Genomic DNA, 16,895 nt, shown 5'->3' on the forward strand with positions numbered 1-16,895 from the left:
GCCTGTAATGGGGCGTTTTGCAGGCCGATATCACAGAGGCAGGCGCATGGCACAGCGGGAGTCATACGCGAAACCGTGCGCCGCTTCTTCCTCTCTTTTCTGACGCAGTTCAGGCGTTAGCATCGTCACCGTTTCAAACCCGAGTCGCGCATAAAACGGCGCATTCCACGGCACCTCGCAAAAGGTGGTCAGCGTCAGCGATGTCAGCCCCAGCGTGCGGGCATGGTCTGCGGCGCAGGCGATAAGTCGCCGACCTATTCCTCTTCCCTGCCACTCCCGATGAACCGAGAGTTCGACAATAAACAGCGATGACGGATGGGCTTCTGCAAGGATAAACCCGACGGGCAGGTCGTTTGCCAGCGCCAGCCAGCTTAACCCGCGTTTCGCGTAATCAAGATGATGTTCCGCGCAAATGACGTCGCCGTCTGCAAGCCAGGCCAGTTCGGGGACGTCCCGAAAACGTTCGCCTGCCGCGCGCTCGATGGCGGGCAGGGCAGCAACATCTTTGGGCGTCGTCGGTCGAAAGAGAATATTCATGGCGGAAAGTATACCCCGACCAGCCGCGCCTATTCTGAACAAATCAGGACCGGCGCATAGAAATTGCTGATCACCAGCGCGTCTTCCGGCGTGCGTTCAATCTTCAGGAGTCTTTTGTTCCCCGGCGTCAGGCCGGCGACGTACTTTTCAAAGACCCCCGGTGGCAGGGTGTCATGGCTAAAGCGCGCCACGCTTTGTATGAATATTTCATAGAGTGAGCCCTCAACGTGCCGCCACGTAAACATCTCCTGGCGGGAAACATCCCAGTGATGTGGCTCGTTAACCACGTCGCCGTTAAGCGTAAGGTACCCTGTGTTGTCGGGCTGAAAGCGCAGCGTAACCTCCCCTTCAAAGGAGAAATCATGATCGTCATGTCGGGCTGAAAATGTCAGGTTTCCTGCACAGGTTCCGGACAGCGGAGGCGTGTAGACGTACCACGCCAGCGTCACGCCAATCAGCAACAGATTGAGCGCCAAAATAAGCCACACTTTTTTTTGTTTCATATCACCACTCGTAAAAGTAAAGCGTTCGGCAGGCGCTGGCTTTACCGTCCGTGAGAGAACACTGGGAAAGGACCAGCCGCCCTTCGTGGCCGTAGAAAAGTGTTCTCTGGATGTGCATATAGAAAATAGAGTTTTTCAGGCAGGGCAGATTACCTTCGCGCTGAAGCGTCTGCGCCAGCGCCATGGCCTTAGTGTGAAACACATCTGCCAGCGGGGCGAAGGTGTAGACCGGACAGGTGCCAATGTGGGTGAGCAGATGAGTGTCACTGTACTGGTGCGCCTGTTTCGTCAAACAGGCGCCGATGCACAGCGCCACGACCATCAGCGTGAGTACACCGCAGAATAGCCATTCTGGCTGAATGCGTCGTGAGGCCGGGACCGACTCCACGACGGGAAAATCGTCCTCCAGGGGCGTTACCGCGATATCAGCACTGAGCATAAAGCCCGTTTTCGGCACGGTGACGATAAACAGGGTGTCGGGCAGCAGGCTCGACAGCATTTTGCGCACAATACTGATGTATTGATTTAACGAATTGTTGGACCCCTGGAGCCCACGTTGATCCCAGACATCACTCAGAAAGGTGTCACGTTCGACGACGTTTCCGTGATGCTGAACCAGCAGCTTCATGATGGCGTTGGCGGTACAGGTGAGGATTTGTCTGTCCAGATCGGGTGCATTGATAAGAGAAACAGAACCGTCTTCGTCGTTATAGACGATGGCGTCAGCAAGCAGGTATTTCATAAGTTATTGTAATACAGAAAAAATAACAAAAAAGAAGATAAGGCTGTGCCTTGTCGGACATAACACGCTGGCTATTTTAGCGCCATTGTTACCGATAACATTGATCCAGACAAGATTTAAGGCAATTTACTCGTGCAGTCGGATTACCACGTCATCCCAACGTGGCGGGAAGGGCATAGCGAGACAGCAGCGCCAGCATCAACAGCCAGAGAATGAGACAGGGAAGATGACGCCGCATGATCTTATTTCCCGACGTGCTTAGCCGTGCAGTTACAAACACGATGCCGGGTAGTCGAGCAGGAAGAGTTTGCGATGGAATTCCGCCAGGTTCTGGCAGTGAAATTTGTTCATCGCGTTACGCTTGTGGGTATAGATCGTTTTCGGGGATTTATTCAGGATCTGCGCGATGCGAACCGGGCTGAACCCGTTGCGGAACAGCATGCAAACCCGAAGCTCCTGGCAGGTGAGCGTGGCGTTTTTTACGCTTGCGAACGGCGTGTTCTGAAAACAGCGGCTGAGTTGCGCGAGTGACAGGTTTCCCGCCACCACGTGGACACGCTCACCCCCCAGAATGATTTTAATATCGTTGACGCGGGACGCATCGGTGAATACCAGCCACCCTTTTTTGACGCGGATATTCAACATCAGTTGCCGCAGGGGCAGGATCCCCTCAGGGCTCACGTCGTTAATCCAGAAAATTTCAGGGCAGGGGTCCACACTCTGCGAGATGAACGTCTTCAGGCCCAGCCACAAGAAGGCATTGCCGCTTAAAACGATGACCTTATAGTCGGCATTCAGTGTCTGCGGCATCAGGGTTTTTTCCCCTGGTAGCGCTGGTCGTACTCCGCTGCGCTGTGCCAGGGTGGATTCGAACGTATGGCCGGTTAGCATGATAAAAAGTGGGTAACTCTCTCAGGGTGTAAGGAGTTACACATTCTGAGATATGATTTCTTTCTGGTGAATTTATAAATAGAAATGAGAGATATATGGTGTCTATGTCTTATTTTTAATGGTTTTATAGGATTATATATTTACATAAAGCGCCCGACAGAACGCCGGGCGCAGAAGGGATCAGCTCTCTTTACTGACAATTTTAATCTCTACCATCCCGATGCCGAGCTCGCGCGGTGAATGGCCAAGAATATTTCCCTCATTCGTCGGCTGCGGGTCCGGCGGAACAATCACCAGCGTATTGCTGCGGGAAGGATTATCAAAATGCAGCGTGGTGGTGGTGACGTCATTTCCCAGCGTCAGCGTTTGCTCTTTATCGCCCACGCGAACCGGGATGGGACGGTTCGCGTTTGGACCATAGGCCCGGGCGGTGATCACCAGGTCGAATTTTTCAGGCAGAGGATGCGCGTACTCAATCTTCACTTCACTGCCCAGCTGCGCATTAGACCAGCGCCCCCAGGATTCTGGACGCGAGATGCCGCTGAACTGTTTGACCTCTTCCGGTGCCCCGGCCACGTTGAAGATAAAGCTGTCTGCTTTATAGCGAATATCGTTATCCACGATCTTCAGCATGTCGACATTTCGCTGATAGCGCGCGGTATCGATGACCGTATCGTTGAATGCGGTTTTGCCTTTCCACTGCGCTTTATCGACATGCTGCACGGTTTGCTCCCCGCCAAGCTGTCCCTGAGAAACGCACCAGTCGGTTGAGAGAGCCAGTGGCTGGGACCAGAGCTGGCCCATTTTGTAGCACCTGTCGACCCAGACAAAATTATCGCGAGGGGCGAAGTCGGCCAGCTGGAAACGCAGCGGCGCAGAGTATTCGCTTTCCGGCAGCGGTTCGACGCGCGTATCCGACACGCGCAGCAGCAGCGGCAGACGGAAATGGCTGCCGGAGAAGGCAATCGTGTTTTTATCCTGATCGATGGTGAAGTCTTTCATCTCTTTCGGGAAGTTCCACAGGCGGATGATGTCCGGCTTCCACGCAAGGATTTTCTCCTTCATGTTGAGGAACACTTCCGACAGCGACTGCCCCGAGAGCGTACTGCGGCCAAGGCCAATAAAGTTATCCCCGCCCAGAATGTCCAGCACGGTTGCGCCGTTATCCATGGAGTTGCGTTTGGTGGCGATCACGTCCTGTTGTGGCTGGTCGCCGCGCAGAATGAAGAACAGATTGCTGCGATCCTGTTTGCTGAGCTGATCCCAGGCGCTGTTTTTCATCGCCAGATGGTCAGATGAGACGACGATGACCGTGTTTTTAAAATACGGCGAGGCTTTGATTTTCTCGACCAGAGCGGCGATATGCTCCTGGCTGCAGGTTACCGCGCTGAACGACGTGTTGTTTTTGCCGTCAATCTCATAGCGTTTGCGCTTACAGGTGCGCGAGACAAACCCGTCCGGATGGTGGGTATCTACCGTCAGGGCAAAGAGGGAGAAACGCTTGCCGGCGCGGGACAGTTCCTCGAACTTTTTCCAGGTTTCGTCCAGTACCGTGTCATCGTAAAAGCCCCAGTCGTTGCGGTAATGCGGGTCGGCAACGGTCGTTTTTAACTCTTCTGAGCCATACAGATGGTCAAAACCGTGGGATTTCAGGAACACATCTTTTCCGGCAAAGCGCAGGTTAGCCCCCTGTACGAAGTAGTTTTCGTAGCCGGAGTTTTTCAGGATATCGCCGAGGCAAACGTTCTGCGGGAAGAAGCTCGACATTGAGGCCGAGGCATTACCCTCAAAGGGGGCGAAGAGCGGGATACCGCACTGCGAGGCAACCATCCCGGCGATGGTGTAATCCGTACCGGGCAGCTGCGCGGTATGGCTGAAATCAAGGCTTTCGTTTTTCAGCGCGCCCAGCTCCGGCGTCAGGTTCGGGAAAGCATTGTTATCAAACCAGGTGCGTTCCAGACTCTCGCCGTAGATATACACCAGGTTAAGCTTCGGGTTGGCTATTTTTTTGGACGGCTCTTTATACCAGGCCATGAAATCCGGGTCGCCGTCGCGCGACTGTGACTTTACCAGCTCGGTTATCTGATGAAATGCCGGGCTGGCATCCACGGACGCCAGCGCCAGACAGAGTGCCAGCAGGCTGTAGCCGCCATGATGCGGAAGATGTCGACGGCGGCGCAGCACCCAGGCCAGGGCACCAAAAATAATCACCAGCGCCGCAATCAGCCCAAGCCCGGGAAGAATGTATTTACCCACGCCCGCGCCCGTCAGGCTATTCGTCAGCGTGTAGAGCACCGCATCGTTAATGCCGTCACCGGTAAAGTAATCGCTGGCGTATAAGGTAATGTTTAAAATAATAAAAATGCCGAGCACCACCAGCGTGGCGATAAACCACCAGGTGTTACGGCCCGCTTTGCAGGCGTAAACGCCGACAGAGGCCAGAAAAAGGACAAGGGACATTAACTCTGACAACAGTCTATCCTCATGACGCCAGGCGCTTAGCTGGCTAACTGATTATTTTTTGGGTTATACAATGTAATTGCGTTGTCGTGTAGCTGCAATTTTAGTGTCACGAAAGTGTGCTGTTGTTAGGATTTGGTTTAGAAAATCGTTTTTTTGAAGGGGGTCGCATCCTGACATACGGACGCTCAGACGGTGGCAGGCAGGAAAAAGACGGCTTTAACGCCGCGTTAAAAGAGTAACGTCTTAAACGCGGCGTGTAATGGCAATACAGGCGGGGATCAGGAGATGAAATTAACGCCTTGTTTCAGCACCAGATCGCAGGCTTTGGTTTTCACCTGTTTCGCCAGCGAGGAGTTGCCGATGGTGCTCAGGTTGAGCTGTTGACCGTTTTGCGCATTCAGCAGGCCCTGAATACCATCCATATAGTTGGTGTCCTGTTTCTGCTCCTGTGTATCCAGACCGAGTTTGCCCAGCACCTGATTTTTCACGTTTTGCGCGTCGGTCACGGAGGCCAGTTTTTGCTTCGCGCAATATTCCAGAATCCCCGCGGCATTGTTCATTGTGCCTGCGCTCAGGCTCTGGGTGCTGTTACCCAGCAGGCCGGTAAGGGAAGAGGCTGACAGCCCGCCCTGGGTGCTGCTGCTCTCTTTGGTCAGTTCGCTCGCTGCGCTGGACAGCGAATCCTGCCAGGATGCGGCCTGTGCCGCGCCGGTAACCAGCAGGGCGCCTAATACGGTGCTGAAAAGAAACTGTTTTTTCATAATGGCTTACTCAAAAAAGGTCCGTTTTGGGGCGAAAGTGGAGTCAGTATATACCTCCGGGCCACCGGTCTTTCCTGGAAATATCTTAATACTCTTTACCGGTGACACGGCTGCGGTAACTTTCCCAGTCGAAGATGACATACAGACTGTTCCCGAGCTTCATGCGATCCATGACGCGTTCGCCCAGCAAGCGGGTCATTTCGTCGATGTTGTGGTTAGTCAGCATGCCGGTGGGGCGTTTGGAGGAAGAGCGGCGATCGACAATCTGGTTAATGATCACTTTTTCATAGCGGGATTCGGTCTGGACGCCAATCTCATCAATAACCAGTAAATCGACATTACTCAGGTCGTTAAGCAGTTGCTCTTCGCTGGTTTCGCGGTTGCTGAAGGTGTCTTTCATGGCGGACATGATATCGGCCACGGTGATGATCAGCACCGATTTCCCGCGCAGCAGCAGCTCGTTACAGATAGCGGCCGCCAGGTGGTTTTTCCCCGTGCCAGGCTTGCCGCTAAAAATGAAGCTGGCGATATTGCCGTCGAATTCATCCACGTACTGACGCGCGGCAGCGAGTGCATTCATCTGCCCGTTGCTCTCAATTTTATAGTTATCAAATGAGCAGTTCTGGTGCAGGGGGCGAATACCGGAACGGTTAAAGGTGCGCTGCATTTTCATCGCCCGGTTTTCGCGGGCCAGCGCGGCGGCGCGGATCTTACCCTGCTCTTTTTGCCATGCCAGGAGTTCTTCACCCGTCGTGAAGGCGGGCTTCACATTGGCTGGCATCATCTTTTGCAGACGTTTCATCAGGTCGCCGACGTTCTTCATTTCGCACCTCGGAATCCATTAGGGATCTGTTTATCCGGTTCGGAAAACGCGTTGATATCACGTTTTGGCTGGCCGTTATTGCTGGCGCGATTAATTTGCAGATGACGCGCAAGCTTCTGTTGCCACTGAATATGGGTGAATACTTTGCCTTCCGCCTGCCACCAGGCGGTAAACGCGGCCAGCTCTTCGGGGGTAGCCGGTTGCGTTAACGCTATGCCCCACAATGCCGCCTGCCGTTGAAAATCCGCATCAGGTTGCCAGCCCGCATACAGGGCAAATTTTCCCATGGGAACGGCCATGGGGACGTTAACCGGCTCGTCAAAGAACTGGTTATCGAGGGTTACGTCGCTCGCCGGGCGGGACAACTGCGCTTCAATCTCCAGAAGCTGTGCCAGACGTTCCGGTGTGATGGCATAAAACGCCGGAGCGTTGTCAGCAAATACCGCAACCGTGCCGCCTTCGGCGTGGGTCAGCACACCGCGGGGATCGCGCATAAAGGCATCAATACCAGCAATGCTGGTGGTCAGAATTCTGGAGGACATAACGCTTACTCTACTGATAACTACGGGCGTGATATGGGCTTATGGTAGCACAGAGAGCGGGAAGGGAAGGAGGGGTTTTCCCCGGCGGCGCGATGCCTGCCGGGGCGACAACAGCTGGCCTGATAAGCGTAACGCCATCAGGCAGTTATCAGGCGATAATGTTCAGCGTTACGTCGATGTTACCGCGGGTCGCGTTAGAGTACGGACACACAATGTGTGCTGCATCGACCAGTTTTTTGGCTTCTGCAGGATCCATACCTTCAACGTGGATGTTCAGTTTTGCTTCGATACCAAAACCGGTTGGCAGCGGCCCAATCCCCACTTCGCCTTCAATAAAGGCCTCTTTCGGCAGGGTAAATTTGTCGCGAGCGGCTACAAACTTCATGGCACCCAGGAAGCAGGCAGAGTAGCCGGCAGCAAACAGCTGCTCAGGGTTGGTGACGTCACCGCCCATGCCGCCCATCTCTTTTGGCACGCCGAGTTTAACGTCCAGTACGCCATCGGAAGAGGTCGCACGGCCATCACGGCCTCCGGTTGCTTTTGCTTTGGCAGTGTAGACAACTTTTTCTAAAGACATGGCAGATTCCTCATCTTACATTAATGTGTGCTATTAAATAGCGTGCGATATATATGGGTAAATAAATACGCGTAAAGTATAGCCTTACGCGCGTTGGATCTGTTGTCGCAAACGTTCCAGCTGCTGCTTAAGTGACAGCATGGTCTCAGTATCACACTGGGCGGCGCATCCCACTGCATGGGGGATCCCGGAAGCCTGCTGCTGGAGATGACGTCCCGCATCGCTCAGGGTGACGGCGACCTGACGCTCGTCTTTACGTGAGCGGTGGCGGTTTATCAGCCCCGCACTTTCCAGACGCTTCAACAGCGGCGTCAACGTGGCTGAGTCAAGGAACAACCGTTCACCGATGTCCGACACCGTAATGTCATCCTGCTCCCACAGCACCAGCATCACCAGGTATTGCGGGTAAGTCAGGTTCAGCGGTGCCAGCAGTTGCCGGTACAACTTGTTCAGCGCCAGATTTGCTGAATAGAGAGCAAAGCAGAGCTGGTTATCCAGCAGGAGCGCAGCGGTCGTGTCGTTCGTTTTCGCGTTCATGAGATGAATATAGATAGTGTACGATTTAATTGCAAGCTATTTTATGGGCAGGTATAGCGGAGCGCCACCTGAACGGCCATTTTGCGGTAGTGCTGGCGCTGTGCCTGTTCGTCCGCACCCTCTTCAAACAGCAGGGTGAAGGTGTAGCTGTTGGCAACGTAGTGGAAGCTGAAACTGCTGATCAAACGATGCAGATCGCGGGCTTCAACCGTCTGATTGAACAACTGCTTTTCTTTCCCGCGACGGAGGATCGCTTCCAGCAGATCAAGTGCGCTGCGGTTGACCTGGCGGAGGTAGCTGGACTGCTGCATAAAACGGCCACGCTGCATGTTTTCCATGCAGATAATGCGGATGTAATCCGGGTGGTCGGCATGGTAGTCAAAGGTGGCTTCAACCAGATGAACCAGCGCTTCGACAGGGGGCATTCCCGCCAGGCTGAGCGCCTGTTCACTGGCGCGGATCTGGGTGTAAACATACTCCAGTACGAGAAGATACAGGTTCTCTTTGTTTTTGAAGTGGTAAACAACCATGCGTTTGGTGGTGCCGGCTTTCTCCGCAATTTGTTCCATGCGGGCACCGTTCAACCCGTATTCGGCAAACAGCGTGATAGCGCTCTGAAAGATTTTCTCTTTCAGGCTGGATTCTTCATTTTGCTCGGGGAGTTCGCTGCCTGGGTTAGCCACATCCTTTCCTTATCGTCACCAAACGGATTGGAGTGATTATCCTCACGGCAGCGTAATAACACAAATCTCAAACCCGTGGACGTTTGCGGTACAGCCACAGTCCGGGGATCGACAGTCCGATAGAGAGCGCACCGACAATGGACGAGGCCTTAAGAAAGTTGCTCAGAAGGAGGATCATTTGAGGTTCGGTGTAGCCGAAATGGCTGATTTTTACCGCGGAAATCATGGCCGTATAGGCAGATATGCCGGGGAACATCGGGATAACGGCGGCGACGGTGAACACCTTGGGATGCGCCAGATACCAGCGCGACCACTGAATGCCGATGCTACCGACCAGCATTGAGGCCATAAATGTTGACCATTCAATGTTGAATCCCGCCGTCATCATCACCATTCGCGAGCCATGACCAATAGCACCCAACAGCGCGCACCACGGTAGCGCGCGTTGCGGAACGTTAAAGACCATCGCAAAACCGACGGCAGGGATCGCGGCCAGCAGCATATCCTGCGCCAGCGCCAGCAGAAAATCGATCATGCCCATCCGCGTAACCCCCAGAGTGTCATGGCCATTACCACACCAATGCAGGTTGCAAGCGTCAGCAGGCTGGCAATCGCCCAGCGTGCCAGACCGGTATTGATATGACCCTTAAACATATCGGCTACGGCGTTAATCAACGGGAAGCCGGGCACCAGCAGAAGCACGCTGGCCGCCATGGCAATCGTCGGCGTGTTGGCAAACTGCGGCAGACGAAGCAGCAGGCCAGAAACCGTGGTGGCGACAAAAGCGGTAATGCAGAAATTAATTTGCGGGTGGAGTTGGCGGTGCGTCAGGAGCTGGCGCACGTACATGGCGATGCTGCTGGCGAAAAAGGTGATGACCGCGCCGTCCCAGCCGCCTTTGTTGAGCTTACAAAAACAGGCGCAGGACAGCCCGACCATTAACACCACCAGCCAGCGGGGATAACGTAAGGGCTTAATCTGGTTGAACCGTTTTTCAATGTCGTGCAGGTCGAGAAGCTTATGCTCAGCAAGAATGACGATATGCTGGACCTCGGTTACAACGTGCATATTGATGCCGCGGTCGTGGTTTTTGCGGGTGGAGGTCAGGCACTGACCGTCTTTTATGGTGGTCAACACGATAGCATTGGATGAAATGGCGCTCTCAACGCTATCCATACCCAGCGCCAGCCCCAACCGGGTGGAGAGTTCCTCGACCAGCGCGCTTTCCGCCCCGTGCTGGAGCAGAAAAAGACCGCACTGAATACAGAGCCGCGTGATGGCACGCTGCGTTGATCGATCTGCCTGCATGTCATGTCCTGAAGAGAAGGTGAATAGCTTGCCTGTTGGCCCGTCATGCTTACTTTTAGCACAAACTGCAGTGCCTCTAGCTGTGGGTCAGATCAAGATTTATGCAAACAGTTGCGGGCTGTCTGGCGGCGGGATGCGGTTTTGGGCCATAAATATGATGAATTATTAATTGAGAAATATAAGATATTTATATTTAGTTTTACTAAGTTTATATTTTAATTATTTTAAGGCCTTTATAATTAAATTTATCTGTGCTTTGTGAGATATTACCGCTGTTTTAGGCATTTCTTAAATGAAGCACACATCTCATCTTCTGCTTGTATTAATCAGTTTTACACTCAGGGACGAATACACTTATACCTTGATGCGTTTTAACGTTACTCATCATATGAAAATGGACACGGAGGGTCTATGTCGTCATTGAATGGTAAACATGGCGTCGTCATTAGCAGGATACCCGTAATGCAAAACGGGTTGGGGGGCGTGATGACACGCCATTTTGCCGATTTTGATTTAACGTTTTGCCGTTCGCTGCAGGAATTAACCCTGCTGCAGTTACGGCGTGCAGACGTCATTATCGCTGATATTTCAGGTGAATACAGGAATCCCCGGGGCACGCTCGAAGAATATTACGGTTTATTAAATCAATATCGGGATATTCACTGGATTTTTTTAGTCTCCCGGCCGCTTTACCCTATTGCCGTTGAGCTGCTGATGCGTCCGGAAAGCACGTTGCTTTCTGATATGGAGCCGATAGAAGGCGTAATTAACGCCATCCGTGCAGGCAGTGAACGGGCAGAGCGGATAAGCCAGACGTTATTAACGCCCGAGCCTGCCTGTAACGATGATGAAGACGACCGCGTCATTGCGCTCACCCACTCTGAACGCAAGGTATTGCGTCTGTTAGGCAAGGGCTGGGGGATTAACCAAATTGCCACTTTGCTCAAGAAGAGCAATAAAACGATCAGTGCACAGAAAAACAGTGCGATGCGACGGTTGTCATTACGGAGTAATGCCGATCTGTACGCCTGGATCAACAGTACTCAGGGATTGAGAGAGCTGAGTTTAATGTCAGCCTATGGAGAGTTCGAGGAATGGATAAAACCGGTTCAACAAGACATATTGCCGTCATCGAAAATTGCGCGATGAGTGCCGTCGGGCTGGAGCACCTGTTTGCGCTGCCCACGCTCAGCCATTATCAACTGCACATGTTCAGTGAGTTTGACTGCTTTAAGAAGGCGCTTCCTCATGTCTCTTTTTTCTCGCTGATCTATTCACTTTCTGATGCGCGAGAAGAGCGTCGAAACTGCCTGGCATCCCTGCGGGATCTCGCATTTACGCATAATCATATTCAGCGCATCATCCTGGCGGCAGATGAAATGGAAGCGCGGTTAATCAGCCATCTTTCCCCTTCACGCCTTCACGGTGTCGTCAGTAAATCGGTGTCGCTCGACCGCCTGCAGGAGGAACTGCTGGTGTTGCTGAGTGAAACGCTGCACATCAATGACAATATGCTCAACCACTGGTACAAGAGTCAAAACAGGATGTTAAGCCCAACGGAGCGGGCGATTTTGCGGTATATGTCCTGCGGGTTTTCTATTCCTGAAATCGCCGCGCAGCTTGAGCGCAATATTAAGACCATCCGGGCGCACAAGTTTAATGCGATGGTGAAGCTTGGGGTCAATTCTGACGTGGGACTGCTTGATGCGGCAGATATTCTGACTCATCTTCCGGCCCGGGATCCGCGAACATCAGTATTAAGCCAGCCGACATTTTTATAAACTGATATCTGTGCGCCAGACAGGCTCTGGCGCCTCATTCAGATGCAAACATCTACCCATTTTGCGGACGTCAGTTCTGCCATTCTGTCTGGTGAAATACGCACGGCACTGTGAATTGCACCCGCGGCCGGCAGCACTTCAGCATACTGTTTCAGTGAAATATCGCAATAAACCGCGAGCGGATTTTCCAGCCCAAACGGGCACACGCCGCCAACAGGATGACCCGTGATGGTGACCACTTCATCACAACTGAGCATGCGTGCTTTTGCGCCAAACGTGTCTTTCAGTTTTTTATTATCCAGACGCGCATCACCTTTCGCGACCACCAGAATGATGTCATTTTTAACCTTCAACGACAGCGTCTTGGCGATTTGTCCCGGCTCAACACGATGGGCGGCAGCAGCCAACGCAACGGTTGCGGTACTCTGGCTAAGTTCAATAACCTCTATATCCGGAGCGTTGTCGGCAAAAAACTGCTGTACAGACTGCAAACTCATTGTTTCCTCCTGACAAATATCCCGCGTAATCTGTCATAAGAATTTATGCTCTGTAAATATCTCTTCAGTAACAAATATCCCACACGGCCGATTTCTGGATCGCCTTCACATTCACAGAAACCGGTTACAGTAACCGGTTGCAGACCGTGAGTGAGAGATTAATACTGACTATGTAACGTCCCCTGTATCCAATAATAAGAGCTAAATATGAAACCATTCCGTCTGAGCAGTACCGCTGGTAAACGCGCCGGCAAGGTTGTGAAGGTGATGTATGGACCAACGTATGGCGTGTATGCGCCCGTCATAAACGTCTGAAAGGAGATCTGCTATGTCTGCCAACCATGCTGCGTTTAATCTGATATTTCGTTTTGTAGAAAATTACGTCAGCCCGATTGCCGGGCGGATCTCCTCCCAGCGTCATGTTATGGCTATTCGTGATGGCTTTATCTCCGCGATGCCGTTCATGATTGTGGGTTCATTTTTACTCGTCTTCGCGTATCCACCGTTTTCGCCTGATACCACCTGGGGTTTCGCGCGCGCCTGGCTGGACATGGCGAAGCAATTTGAAGGTCAGATCCTCACGCCGTTTGATATGACCATGGGCGTTATGTCCCTGTATATCTGCGCGGCCATTGCCTATAACCTTGGCAAACACTATGTCAAATCGCATCAGTTAGACCCGTTCATGTGCGCCATGCTATCGCTGATGGCGTTTCTGCTGGTCGCGGCACCGAAAACCAAAGGCACGCTTCCGGTCGACAGCCTCGGTGGGACTGGCATTTTTACCGCGATTCTGGTGGCTATCTACTGCGTTGAGATGATGCGTTTTCTGAAAGCGCATAACATCGGGATCCGTCTGCCGGACCAGGTTCCGCCGATGATCAAAAACTCCTTTGACCTGTTGATCCCGGTGCTGGTGGTGGTGTTGACGCTCTACCCGCTGAGTCTGGTGATTCAGTCTGAGTTTGGCATGCTGATTCCGCAGGCGATTATGTCTGTTTTCAAACCGCTGGTTTCAGCCGCAGACTCCCTGCCGGCAATCCTGCTGGCGGTGTTGATTGGGCATTTGCTGTGGTTCGCCGGGATTCACGGCGCCGCGATTGTCTCCGGGATGTTGCAGATGTTCTGGCTGACCAACCTGGGCGCTAACCAGACCGCGCTGGCCGCCAGCCAGCCGCTGCCGCATATTTTTATGGAAGCGTTCTGGACATTCTTTATCGTCATCGGGGGGTCAGGTGCCACGATGGGGCTGGTGTTCTGCTACCTGCGCAGCCGCTCCGCTCATCTGCGTTCTATCGGCCGCCTGAGCGTGGTGCCAAGCCTCTTTAACATCAACGAACCCGTTATTTTCGGTACGCCGATTGTCATGAACCCGGTGTTCTTTATTCCGTTCCTGCTGGCACCCATGGTTAACGCCGTGCTGGCCTGGTCGGCGATGAAGTTCGATTTGATTGGCCGCGTGATCTCCGTTGTGCCGTGGACGGCACCTGCACCGGTAGGTGCCGCATGGGCGCTGGGCTGGGATTTCCGTGCAGCCATTCTGGTGGTGGTCCTGGCGTGCGTATCGGCCATCATCTACTTCCCGTTCTTTAAAGTGTACGAGAAGCAGTTGCTGGAGCAGGAAGCGGAAGAAGCGCAACGTAATGCGGAAGAGGAAAATCAGCAGGTAGCGTGAGAAACGGATGCCGGGTCAGCGTTGATGCGGCCCGGCAACACCTGACCTTACTTGAGCGTACAATCTCCACACTGCTGAACGTCCGGCAGGCGATAACGCTGGCAGCAGGTGCGACGAACCAGAAGCCCGTCACGAAGGACCACGGTGCGGAATAACGGGTTATCGCGGCCATCGGAAAGCTGTTTTGCAAAGAAACAGGACTGGCGCAGGGCCTCGACCTTCTCATCACCGAGCAGAGGTTTCATTTCCGTCAAATACCAGTGGATTAAATACCCGGTATTGCTCCAGATAAGCTTCCCGTTGATTTCCCCCGTCTCTTCCAGCGCATCCACTACCGGGATCAGGGCGCGAGTTATGAGCTGCTCCATACGTTCCTGAGCAGAGAGGTGCTCCGCGTTCTGGTCTTCGTGGAGATCAATCCAGAAACAGGCCGCACGGCCGGTCTCGTGGAACTCGACATGAAAATATTCCGGGGAGAGTTCCAGCATGCCCTTTTGAGTGAGCAGCGCCAGCATGAGCGGGGGCACCATCAGCCCGATATACCACTGCGCCCAGAGGGAGAGCAGGGGTTTGTTTTCCCGCGTAAGGGTCGGTTGATTGCGATAGATATGGTCGGAATAGGTTGCCAGCAACGACTGCAGTGTCGACGGCTGTCGCCACTCTTCCAGCGTCATGGCGTGGTGCGGGTGCGCTTCATCCAGCCTGATAAAGTCCAGCAGGTGGGCGCGGGTTTTAGCGATCTTATCCCTGATGGCATCCGCAAGCGAAACATTCCCGGTGGGGAGGCGGGCTCTCCAGAGAAGGGGTTCAACGATTTGTGCGGTATGAGTGGCCATAGTAGAGATACAAATCTAAATGATAATGATTGCCAATCCTAACTATTGCTCATACCGATGGCAAGACTTTTGTCCGCGTTATATGACGCCGCGCTTACGCGGTCTGAAGCTCTTCGCTCAGCAGGATGTTATTGCGCCCCATATGCTTTGCTTCGTAGAGGGCTTTGTCCGCTTTCTCCAGTGCACCTTCGGCGTTTTCATCCTCAAAAATGGCAATTCCAATGCTGATGGTGACGTTTGTCGCCACGCTTTCATTGAACATATGCGGGATTTTTAAATCGTAGACTTTCTGGCGGATCCGCTCTGCCGTCTGGCGGGCATGCTCGAGAGAAATATTGGTCAGCAGAACCATAAATTCTTCCCCGCCGAAGCGCGCCACAATATCACGTGAACGCACGGCATCACGGATGGCAGCAGAGACCCGGATCAGCGCCTTGTCGCCCATCATATGGCCGTAGTGGTCGTTGTAGGCTTTAAAGTGGTCGATATCCATCAGCAGGACAAAGTGCTCGCCGTTCTCCACTGCCGGAAGATTCTCCAGCCGGCTTTGCAGTCCGCGACGGTTATAAAGGCCGGTAAGCGGGTCCATCATGCTCAGATCGGTGAGGGTCTCACGCTCCTCCAGCAAACGGGAGAGCAGTTCCTGCGCGAAGCGATCGTTACGTCTTTGCAAAATGTTATGAATCGCAATTGCTACCACAGGAAGTGCGAAAGAATAGGTCATTCTCAGCCATATATCATGATTACTTAACCACAGGCAGACAATAAAGGTGGGGAAGGAGTGCAGCGTAAATGCTTTGATATTACTGGCGAAGGCCAGCGTACCAATAAACAGTACCGTTAATAATGCCATGATCAAATAGGTCGCCTGATCGTGGGTAATTAACGAAAATTTTGAGGCCACCTGCCACGCCCATAAAATACCGAAGATCGCTGAAACGGCAGGAATATTTACCTTGCGGGTTCTCTTTTTCCAGTGCCAGACGAGCAGCCCGGTGCTGATAACAAAAATAGAAATCAGGGGGACTGATAACAGGCGAATAGAATAGAGCGGGTTTGTTACCGAGAACACAGCAGAGGTCGCGTTCAGAAATAAAAATAAACGTAACGATAATTGATATTTACTGTGGACCAAAGACCGCCAGGATTGTGATGTCATAGTAGTGCGTTTTTATTAATATTTAATTAAAACAGGTAAATAGGTGTTGTTTCGCAATGAAAGATGCAAAAAACTCAAAGAGTAATTATCAGAAAATCTTTAGGTCTAGTTAACAGGTGAGCAATTTATCACCTTAGGCATTTCCTGTCATTACAGGAAAGGTAAAGGGGAAGAGTTTTTGATTAATCGTGCTGACAAATGATAATTGATATCATATGATATTGGTTATCATTATCAATGTGAGAGGGCGAACCATGTTGAACAGGGCGCTGGGAAGTGGTTGGGGAGTGTTACTGCCGGGGGCGATTCTTGGCGGTCTGATGTTTGCCGATCTCTCCATTGATGTCTGGAAAGCGCTCATTGTGTCAGGACTGTTAGTGACGTCAGGGATGATCTGGCATAAACAGCTGCGCCACTTTGTGTTACTGCCGTCATGCGTAGCACTGGTCAGTGGAATTCTGGTGATACTGATGAGTTTGAAATAAGCGGAAAGCGAGAAGAACGTCAGAAAGGATGTAAGATAATTGGTGCGAGGGGGGGGACTTGAACCCCCACGTCCGTAAGGACACTAACACCTGAA

General features: G+C 52.6%; 20 protein-coding genes. 4 read left to right on the top strand and 16 right to left on the bottom strand.

The features are described from left to right. Window positions 1–30: 30 nt before the first annotated feature. The 13 genes from QLG09_RS18305 to QLG09_RS18365 all read right to left on the bottom strand — a co-directional run bounded on the left by QLG09_RS18305 (window position 31) and on the right by QLG09_RS18365 (window position 10,367). On the bottom strand, window positions 31–537 hold the full coding sequence (locus tag QLG09_RS18305; RefSeq protein ID WP_025205617.1) for a GNAT family N-acetyltransferase: 507 nt from the start codon (window positions 535–537) through the stop codon (window positions 31–33). 29 nt (window positions 538–566) lie between these two features. Further along, a complete protein-coding gene (locus tag QLG09_RS18310; RefSeq protein ID WP_020885303.1) occupies window positions 567–1,040 on the bottom strand; it encodes a hypothetical protein in 474 nt (157 codons plus the stop codon). Between the two features lies 1 nt (window position 1,041). After that, window positions 1,042–1,782: a winged helix-turn-helix domain-containing protein gene (locus tag QLG09_RS18315; RefSeq protein WP_032679574.1), complete on the bottom strand. Its 741-nt coding sequence runs from the start codon at window positions 1,780–1,782 to the stop codon at window positions 1,042–1,044. A 270-nt stretch (window positions 1,783–2,052) separates the two neighbouring features. Next, window positions 2,053–2,592 (bottom strand): helix-turn-helix transcriptional regulator, encoded by a 540-nt coding sequence (locus QLG09_RS18320; protein WP_040018564.1) that lies wholly within the window; start codon window positions 2,590–2,592, stop codon window positions 2,053–2,055. A 261-nt stretch (window positions 2,593–2,853) separates the two neighbouring features. Beyond that, window positions 2,854–5,145 (bottom strand): phosphatidylglycerol--membrane-oligosaccharide glycerophosphotransferase, encoded by a 2,292-nt coding sequence (gene opgB / locus QLG09_RS18325; protein WP_014168500.1) that lies wholly within the window; start codon window positions 5,143–5,145, stop codon window positions 2,854–2,856. A gap of 269 nt (window positions 5,146–5,414) precedes the next feature. After that, window positions 5,415–5,897 carry a DUF2501 domain-containing protein gene (locus QLG09_RS18330; RefSeq protein WP_020885299.1) on the bottom strand — a complete coding sequence of 161 codons (483 nt, stop codon included), beginning with the start codon at window positions 5,895–5,897 and terminating at the stop codon, window positions 5,415–5,417. 85 nt (window positions 5,898–5,982) lie between these two features. Beyond that, window positions 5,983–6,720, bottom strand: a complete 738-nt coding sequence (gene dnaC / locus QLG09_RS18335) for a DNA replication protein DnaC (protein WP_282489257.1) — start codon at window positions 6,718–6,720, stop codon at window positions 5,983–5,985. Next, on the bottom strand, window positions 6,717–7,262 hold the full coding sequence (gene dnaT / locus QLG09_RS18340; protein ID WP_025205613.1) for a primosomal protein DnaT: 546 nt from the start codon (window positions 7,260–7,262) through the stop codon (window positions 6,717–6,719). The genes dnaC and dnaT overlap by 4 nt, the downstream gene beginning before the upstream one ends. Window positions 7,263–7,410: 148 nt before the next feature. Then, window positions 7,411–7,839 (bottom strand): organic hydroperoxide resistance protein, encoded by a 429-nt coding sequence (locus tag QLG09_RS18345; RefSeq protein WP_006174091.1) that lies wholly within the window; start codon window positions 7,837–7,839, stop codon window positions 7,411–7,413. An 84-nt stretch (window positions 7,840–7,923) separates the two neighbouring features. Next, window positions 7,924–8,376: a MarR family transcriptional regulator gene (locus QLG09_RS18350; protein WP_014168505.1), complete on the bottom strand. Its 453-nt coding sequence runs from the start codon at window positions 8,374–8,376 to the stop codon at window positions 7,924–7,926. A 41-nt stretch (window positions 8,377–8,417) separates the two neighbouring features. Next, window positions 8,418–9,059: a TetR family transcriptional regulator gene (locus QLG09_RS18355; protein ID WP_282489259.1), complete on the bottom strand. Its 642-nt coding sequence runs from the start codon at window positions 9,057–9,059 to the stop codon at window positions 8,418–8,420. A 67-nt stretch (window positions 9,060–9,126) separates the two neighbouring features. Beyond that, window positions 9,127–9,600, bottom strand: coding sequence for a threonine/serine exporter (locus QLG09_RS18360; protein WP_014168507.1), 474 nt, complete (start codon window positions 9,598–9,600; stop codon window positions 9,127–9,129). After that, entirely contained in the window at window positions 9,591–10,367 is a 777-nt protein-coding gene (locus QLG09_RS18365; RefSeq protein ID WP_014168508.1) for a threonine/serine exporter ThrE family protein, read from the bottom strand. The genes QLG09_RS18360 and QLG09_RS18365 overlap by 10 nt, the downstream gene beginning before the upstream one ends. A 411-nt stretch (window positions 10,368–10,778) precedes the next feature. Here QLG09_RS18365 and QLG09_RS18370 point away from each other — a divergent pair, with 411 nt between their 5' ends. Beyond that, on the top strand, window positions 10,779–11,516 hold the full coding sequence (locus QLG09_RS18370; RefSeq protein ID WP_014168509.1) for a LuxR C-terminal-related transcriptional regulator: 738 nt from the start codon (window positions 10,779–10,781) through the stop codon (window positions 11,514–11,516). Beyond that, window positions 11,513–12,148 carry a DNA-binding transcriptional activator BglJ gene (gene bglJ, locus QLG09_RS18375; protein ID WP_032670772.1) on the top strand — a complete coding sequence of 212 codons (636 nt, stop codon included), beginning with the start codon at window positions 11,513–11,515 and terminating at the stop codon, window positions 12,146–12,148. Before QLG09_RS18370 ends, bglJ begins: the two co-directional genes overlap by 4 nt. Before the next feature lie 38 nt (window positions 12,149–12,186). Here the strand turns inward: bglJ and QLG09_RS18380 are convergent, their stop codons facing one another. Further along, window positions 12,187–12,645, bottom strand: coding sequence for a YbaK/EbsC family protein (locus QLG09_RS18380; RefSeq protein WP_032679578.1), 459 nt, complete (start codon window positions 12,643–12,645; stop codon window positions 12,187–12,189). A gap of 328 nt (window positions 12,646–12,973) precedes the next feature. On the opposite strand from QLG09_RS18380, the gene QLG09_RS18385 reads away from it, so the two are divergent. Next, the gene (locus QLG09_RS18385; protein WP_025205610.1) at window positions 12,974–14,320 is read left to right on the top strand and encodes a PTS sugar transporter subunit IIC; all 1,347 of its coding nucleotides are present in this window, start codon (window positions 12,974–12,976) and stop codon (window positions 14,318–14,320) included. A gap of 47 nt (window positions 14,321–14,367) precedes the next feature. On the opposite strand, the gene fhuF is transcribed toward QLG09_RS18385, so the two are convergent. Both fhuF and QLG09_RS18395 read right to left on the bottom strand, forming a co-directional pair. Beyond that, window positions 14,368–15,156, bottom strand: a complete 789-nt coding sequence (gene fhuF / locus QLG09_RS18390) for a siderophore-iron reductase FhuF (protein ID WP_020885292.1) — start codon at window positions 15,154–15,156, stop codon at window positions 14,368–14,370. A gap of 94 nt (window positions 15,157–15,250) precedes the next feature. Then, entirely contained in the window at window positions 15,251–16,315 is a 1,065-nt protein-coding gene (locus QLG09_RS18395; protein ID WP_282489261.1) for a GGDEF domain-containing protein, read from the bottom strand. 215 nt (window positions 16,316–16,530) lie between these two features. Here QLG09_RS18395 and QLG09_RS18400 point away from each other — a divergent pair, with 215 nt between their 5' ends. Next, entirely contained in the window at window positions 16,531–16,800 is a 270-nt protein-coding gene (locus tag QLG09_RS18400) for a DUF1435 domain-containing protein (RefSeq protein WP_063214213.1), read from the top strand. Window positions 16,801–16,895: the final 95 nt, after the last annotated feature.

The sequence above is a fragment of the Enterobacter sp. V89_11 genome (assembly GCF_029967775.1).
Taxonomy (GTDB): domain Bacteria; phylum Pseudomonadota; class Gammaproteobacteria; order Enterobacterales; family Enterobacteriaceae; genus Enterobacter; species Enterobacter ludwigii.

Bases quoted from the DNA above. Each gene is read 5' to 3' on its own strand.
- QLG09_RS18360 (WP_014168507.1), bottom strand. From the start codon at position 9,600: ATGGGCATGATCGATTTTCTGCTGGCGCTGGCGCAGGATATGCTGCTG.
- QLG09_RS18345 (WP_006174091.1), bottom strand. From the start codon at position 7,839: ATGTCTTTAGAAAAAGTTGTCTACACTGCCAAAGCAAAAGCAACCGGA.
- QLG09_RS18350 (WP_014168505.1), bottom strand. From the start codon at position 8,376: ATGAACGCGAAAACGAACGACACGACCGCTGCGCTCCTGCTGGATAAC.
- QLG09_RS18380 (WP_032679578.1), bottom strand. From the start codon at position 12,645: ATGAGTTTGCAGTCTGTACAGCAGTTTTTTGCCGACAACGCTCCGGAT.
- QLG09_RS18310 (WP_020885303.1), bottom strand. From the start codon at position 1,040: ATGAAACAAAAAAAAGTGTGGCTTATTTTGGCGCTCAATCTGTTGCTG.
- QLG09_RS18400 (WP_063214213.1), top strand. From the start codon at position 16,531: ATGATATTGGTTATCATTATCAATGTGAGAGGGCGAACCATGTTGAAC.
- dnaT (WP_025205613.1), bottom strand. From the start codon at position 7,262: ATGTCCTCCAGAATTCTGACCACCAGCATTGCTGGTATTGATGCCTTT.
- bglJ (WP_032670772.1), top strand. From the start codon at position 11,513: ATGAGTGCCGTCGGGCTGGAGCACCTGTTTGCGCTGCCCACGCTCAGC.
- QLG09_RS18370 (WP_014168509.1), top strand. From the start codon at position 10,779: ATGTCGTCATTGAATGGTAAACATGGCGTCGTCATTAGCAGGATACCC.
- QLG09_RS18395 (WP_282489261.1), bottom strand. From the start codon at position 16,315: ATGACATCACAATCCTGGCGGTCTTTGGTCCACAGTAAATATCAATTA.
- QLG09_RS18320 (WP_040018564.1), bottom strand. From the start codon at position 2,592: ATGCCGCAGACACTGAATGCCGACTATAAGGTCATCGTTTTAAGCGGC.
- QLG09_RS18330 (WP_020885299.1), bottom strand. From the start codon at position 5,897: ATGAAAAAACAGTTTCTTTTCAGCACCGTATTAGGCGCCCTGCTGGTT.
- fhuF (WP_020885292.1), bottom strand. From the start codon at position 15,156: ATGGCCACTCATACCGCACAAATCGTTGAACCCCTTCTCTGGAGAGCC.
- QLG09_RS18385 (WP_025205610.1), top strand. From the start codon at position 12,974: ATGTCTGCCAACCATGCTGCGTTTAATCTGATATTTCGTTTTGTAGAA.
- QLG09_RS18315 (WP_032679574.1), bottom strand. From the start codon at position 1,782: ATGAAATACCTGCTTGCTGACGCCATCGTCTATAACGACGAAGACGGT.
- QLG09_RS18305 (WP_025205617.1), bottom strand. From the start codon at position 537: ATGAATATTCTCTTTCGACCGACGACGCCCAAAGATGTTGCTGCCCTG.
- QLG09_RS18365 (WP_014168508.1), bottom strand. From the start codon at position 10,367: ATGCAGGCAGATCGATCAACGCAGCGTGCCATCACGCGGCTCTGTATT.
- dnaC (WP_282489257.1), bottom strand. From the start codon at position 6,720: ATGAAGAACGTCGGCGACCTGATGAAACGTCTGCAAAAGATGATGCCA.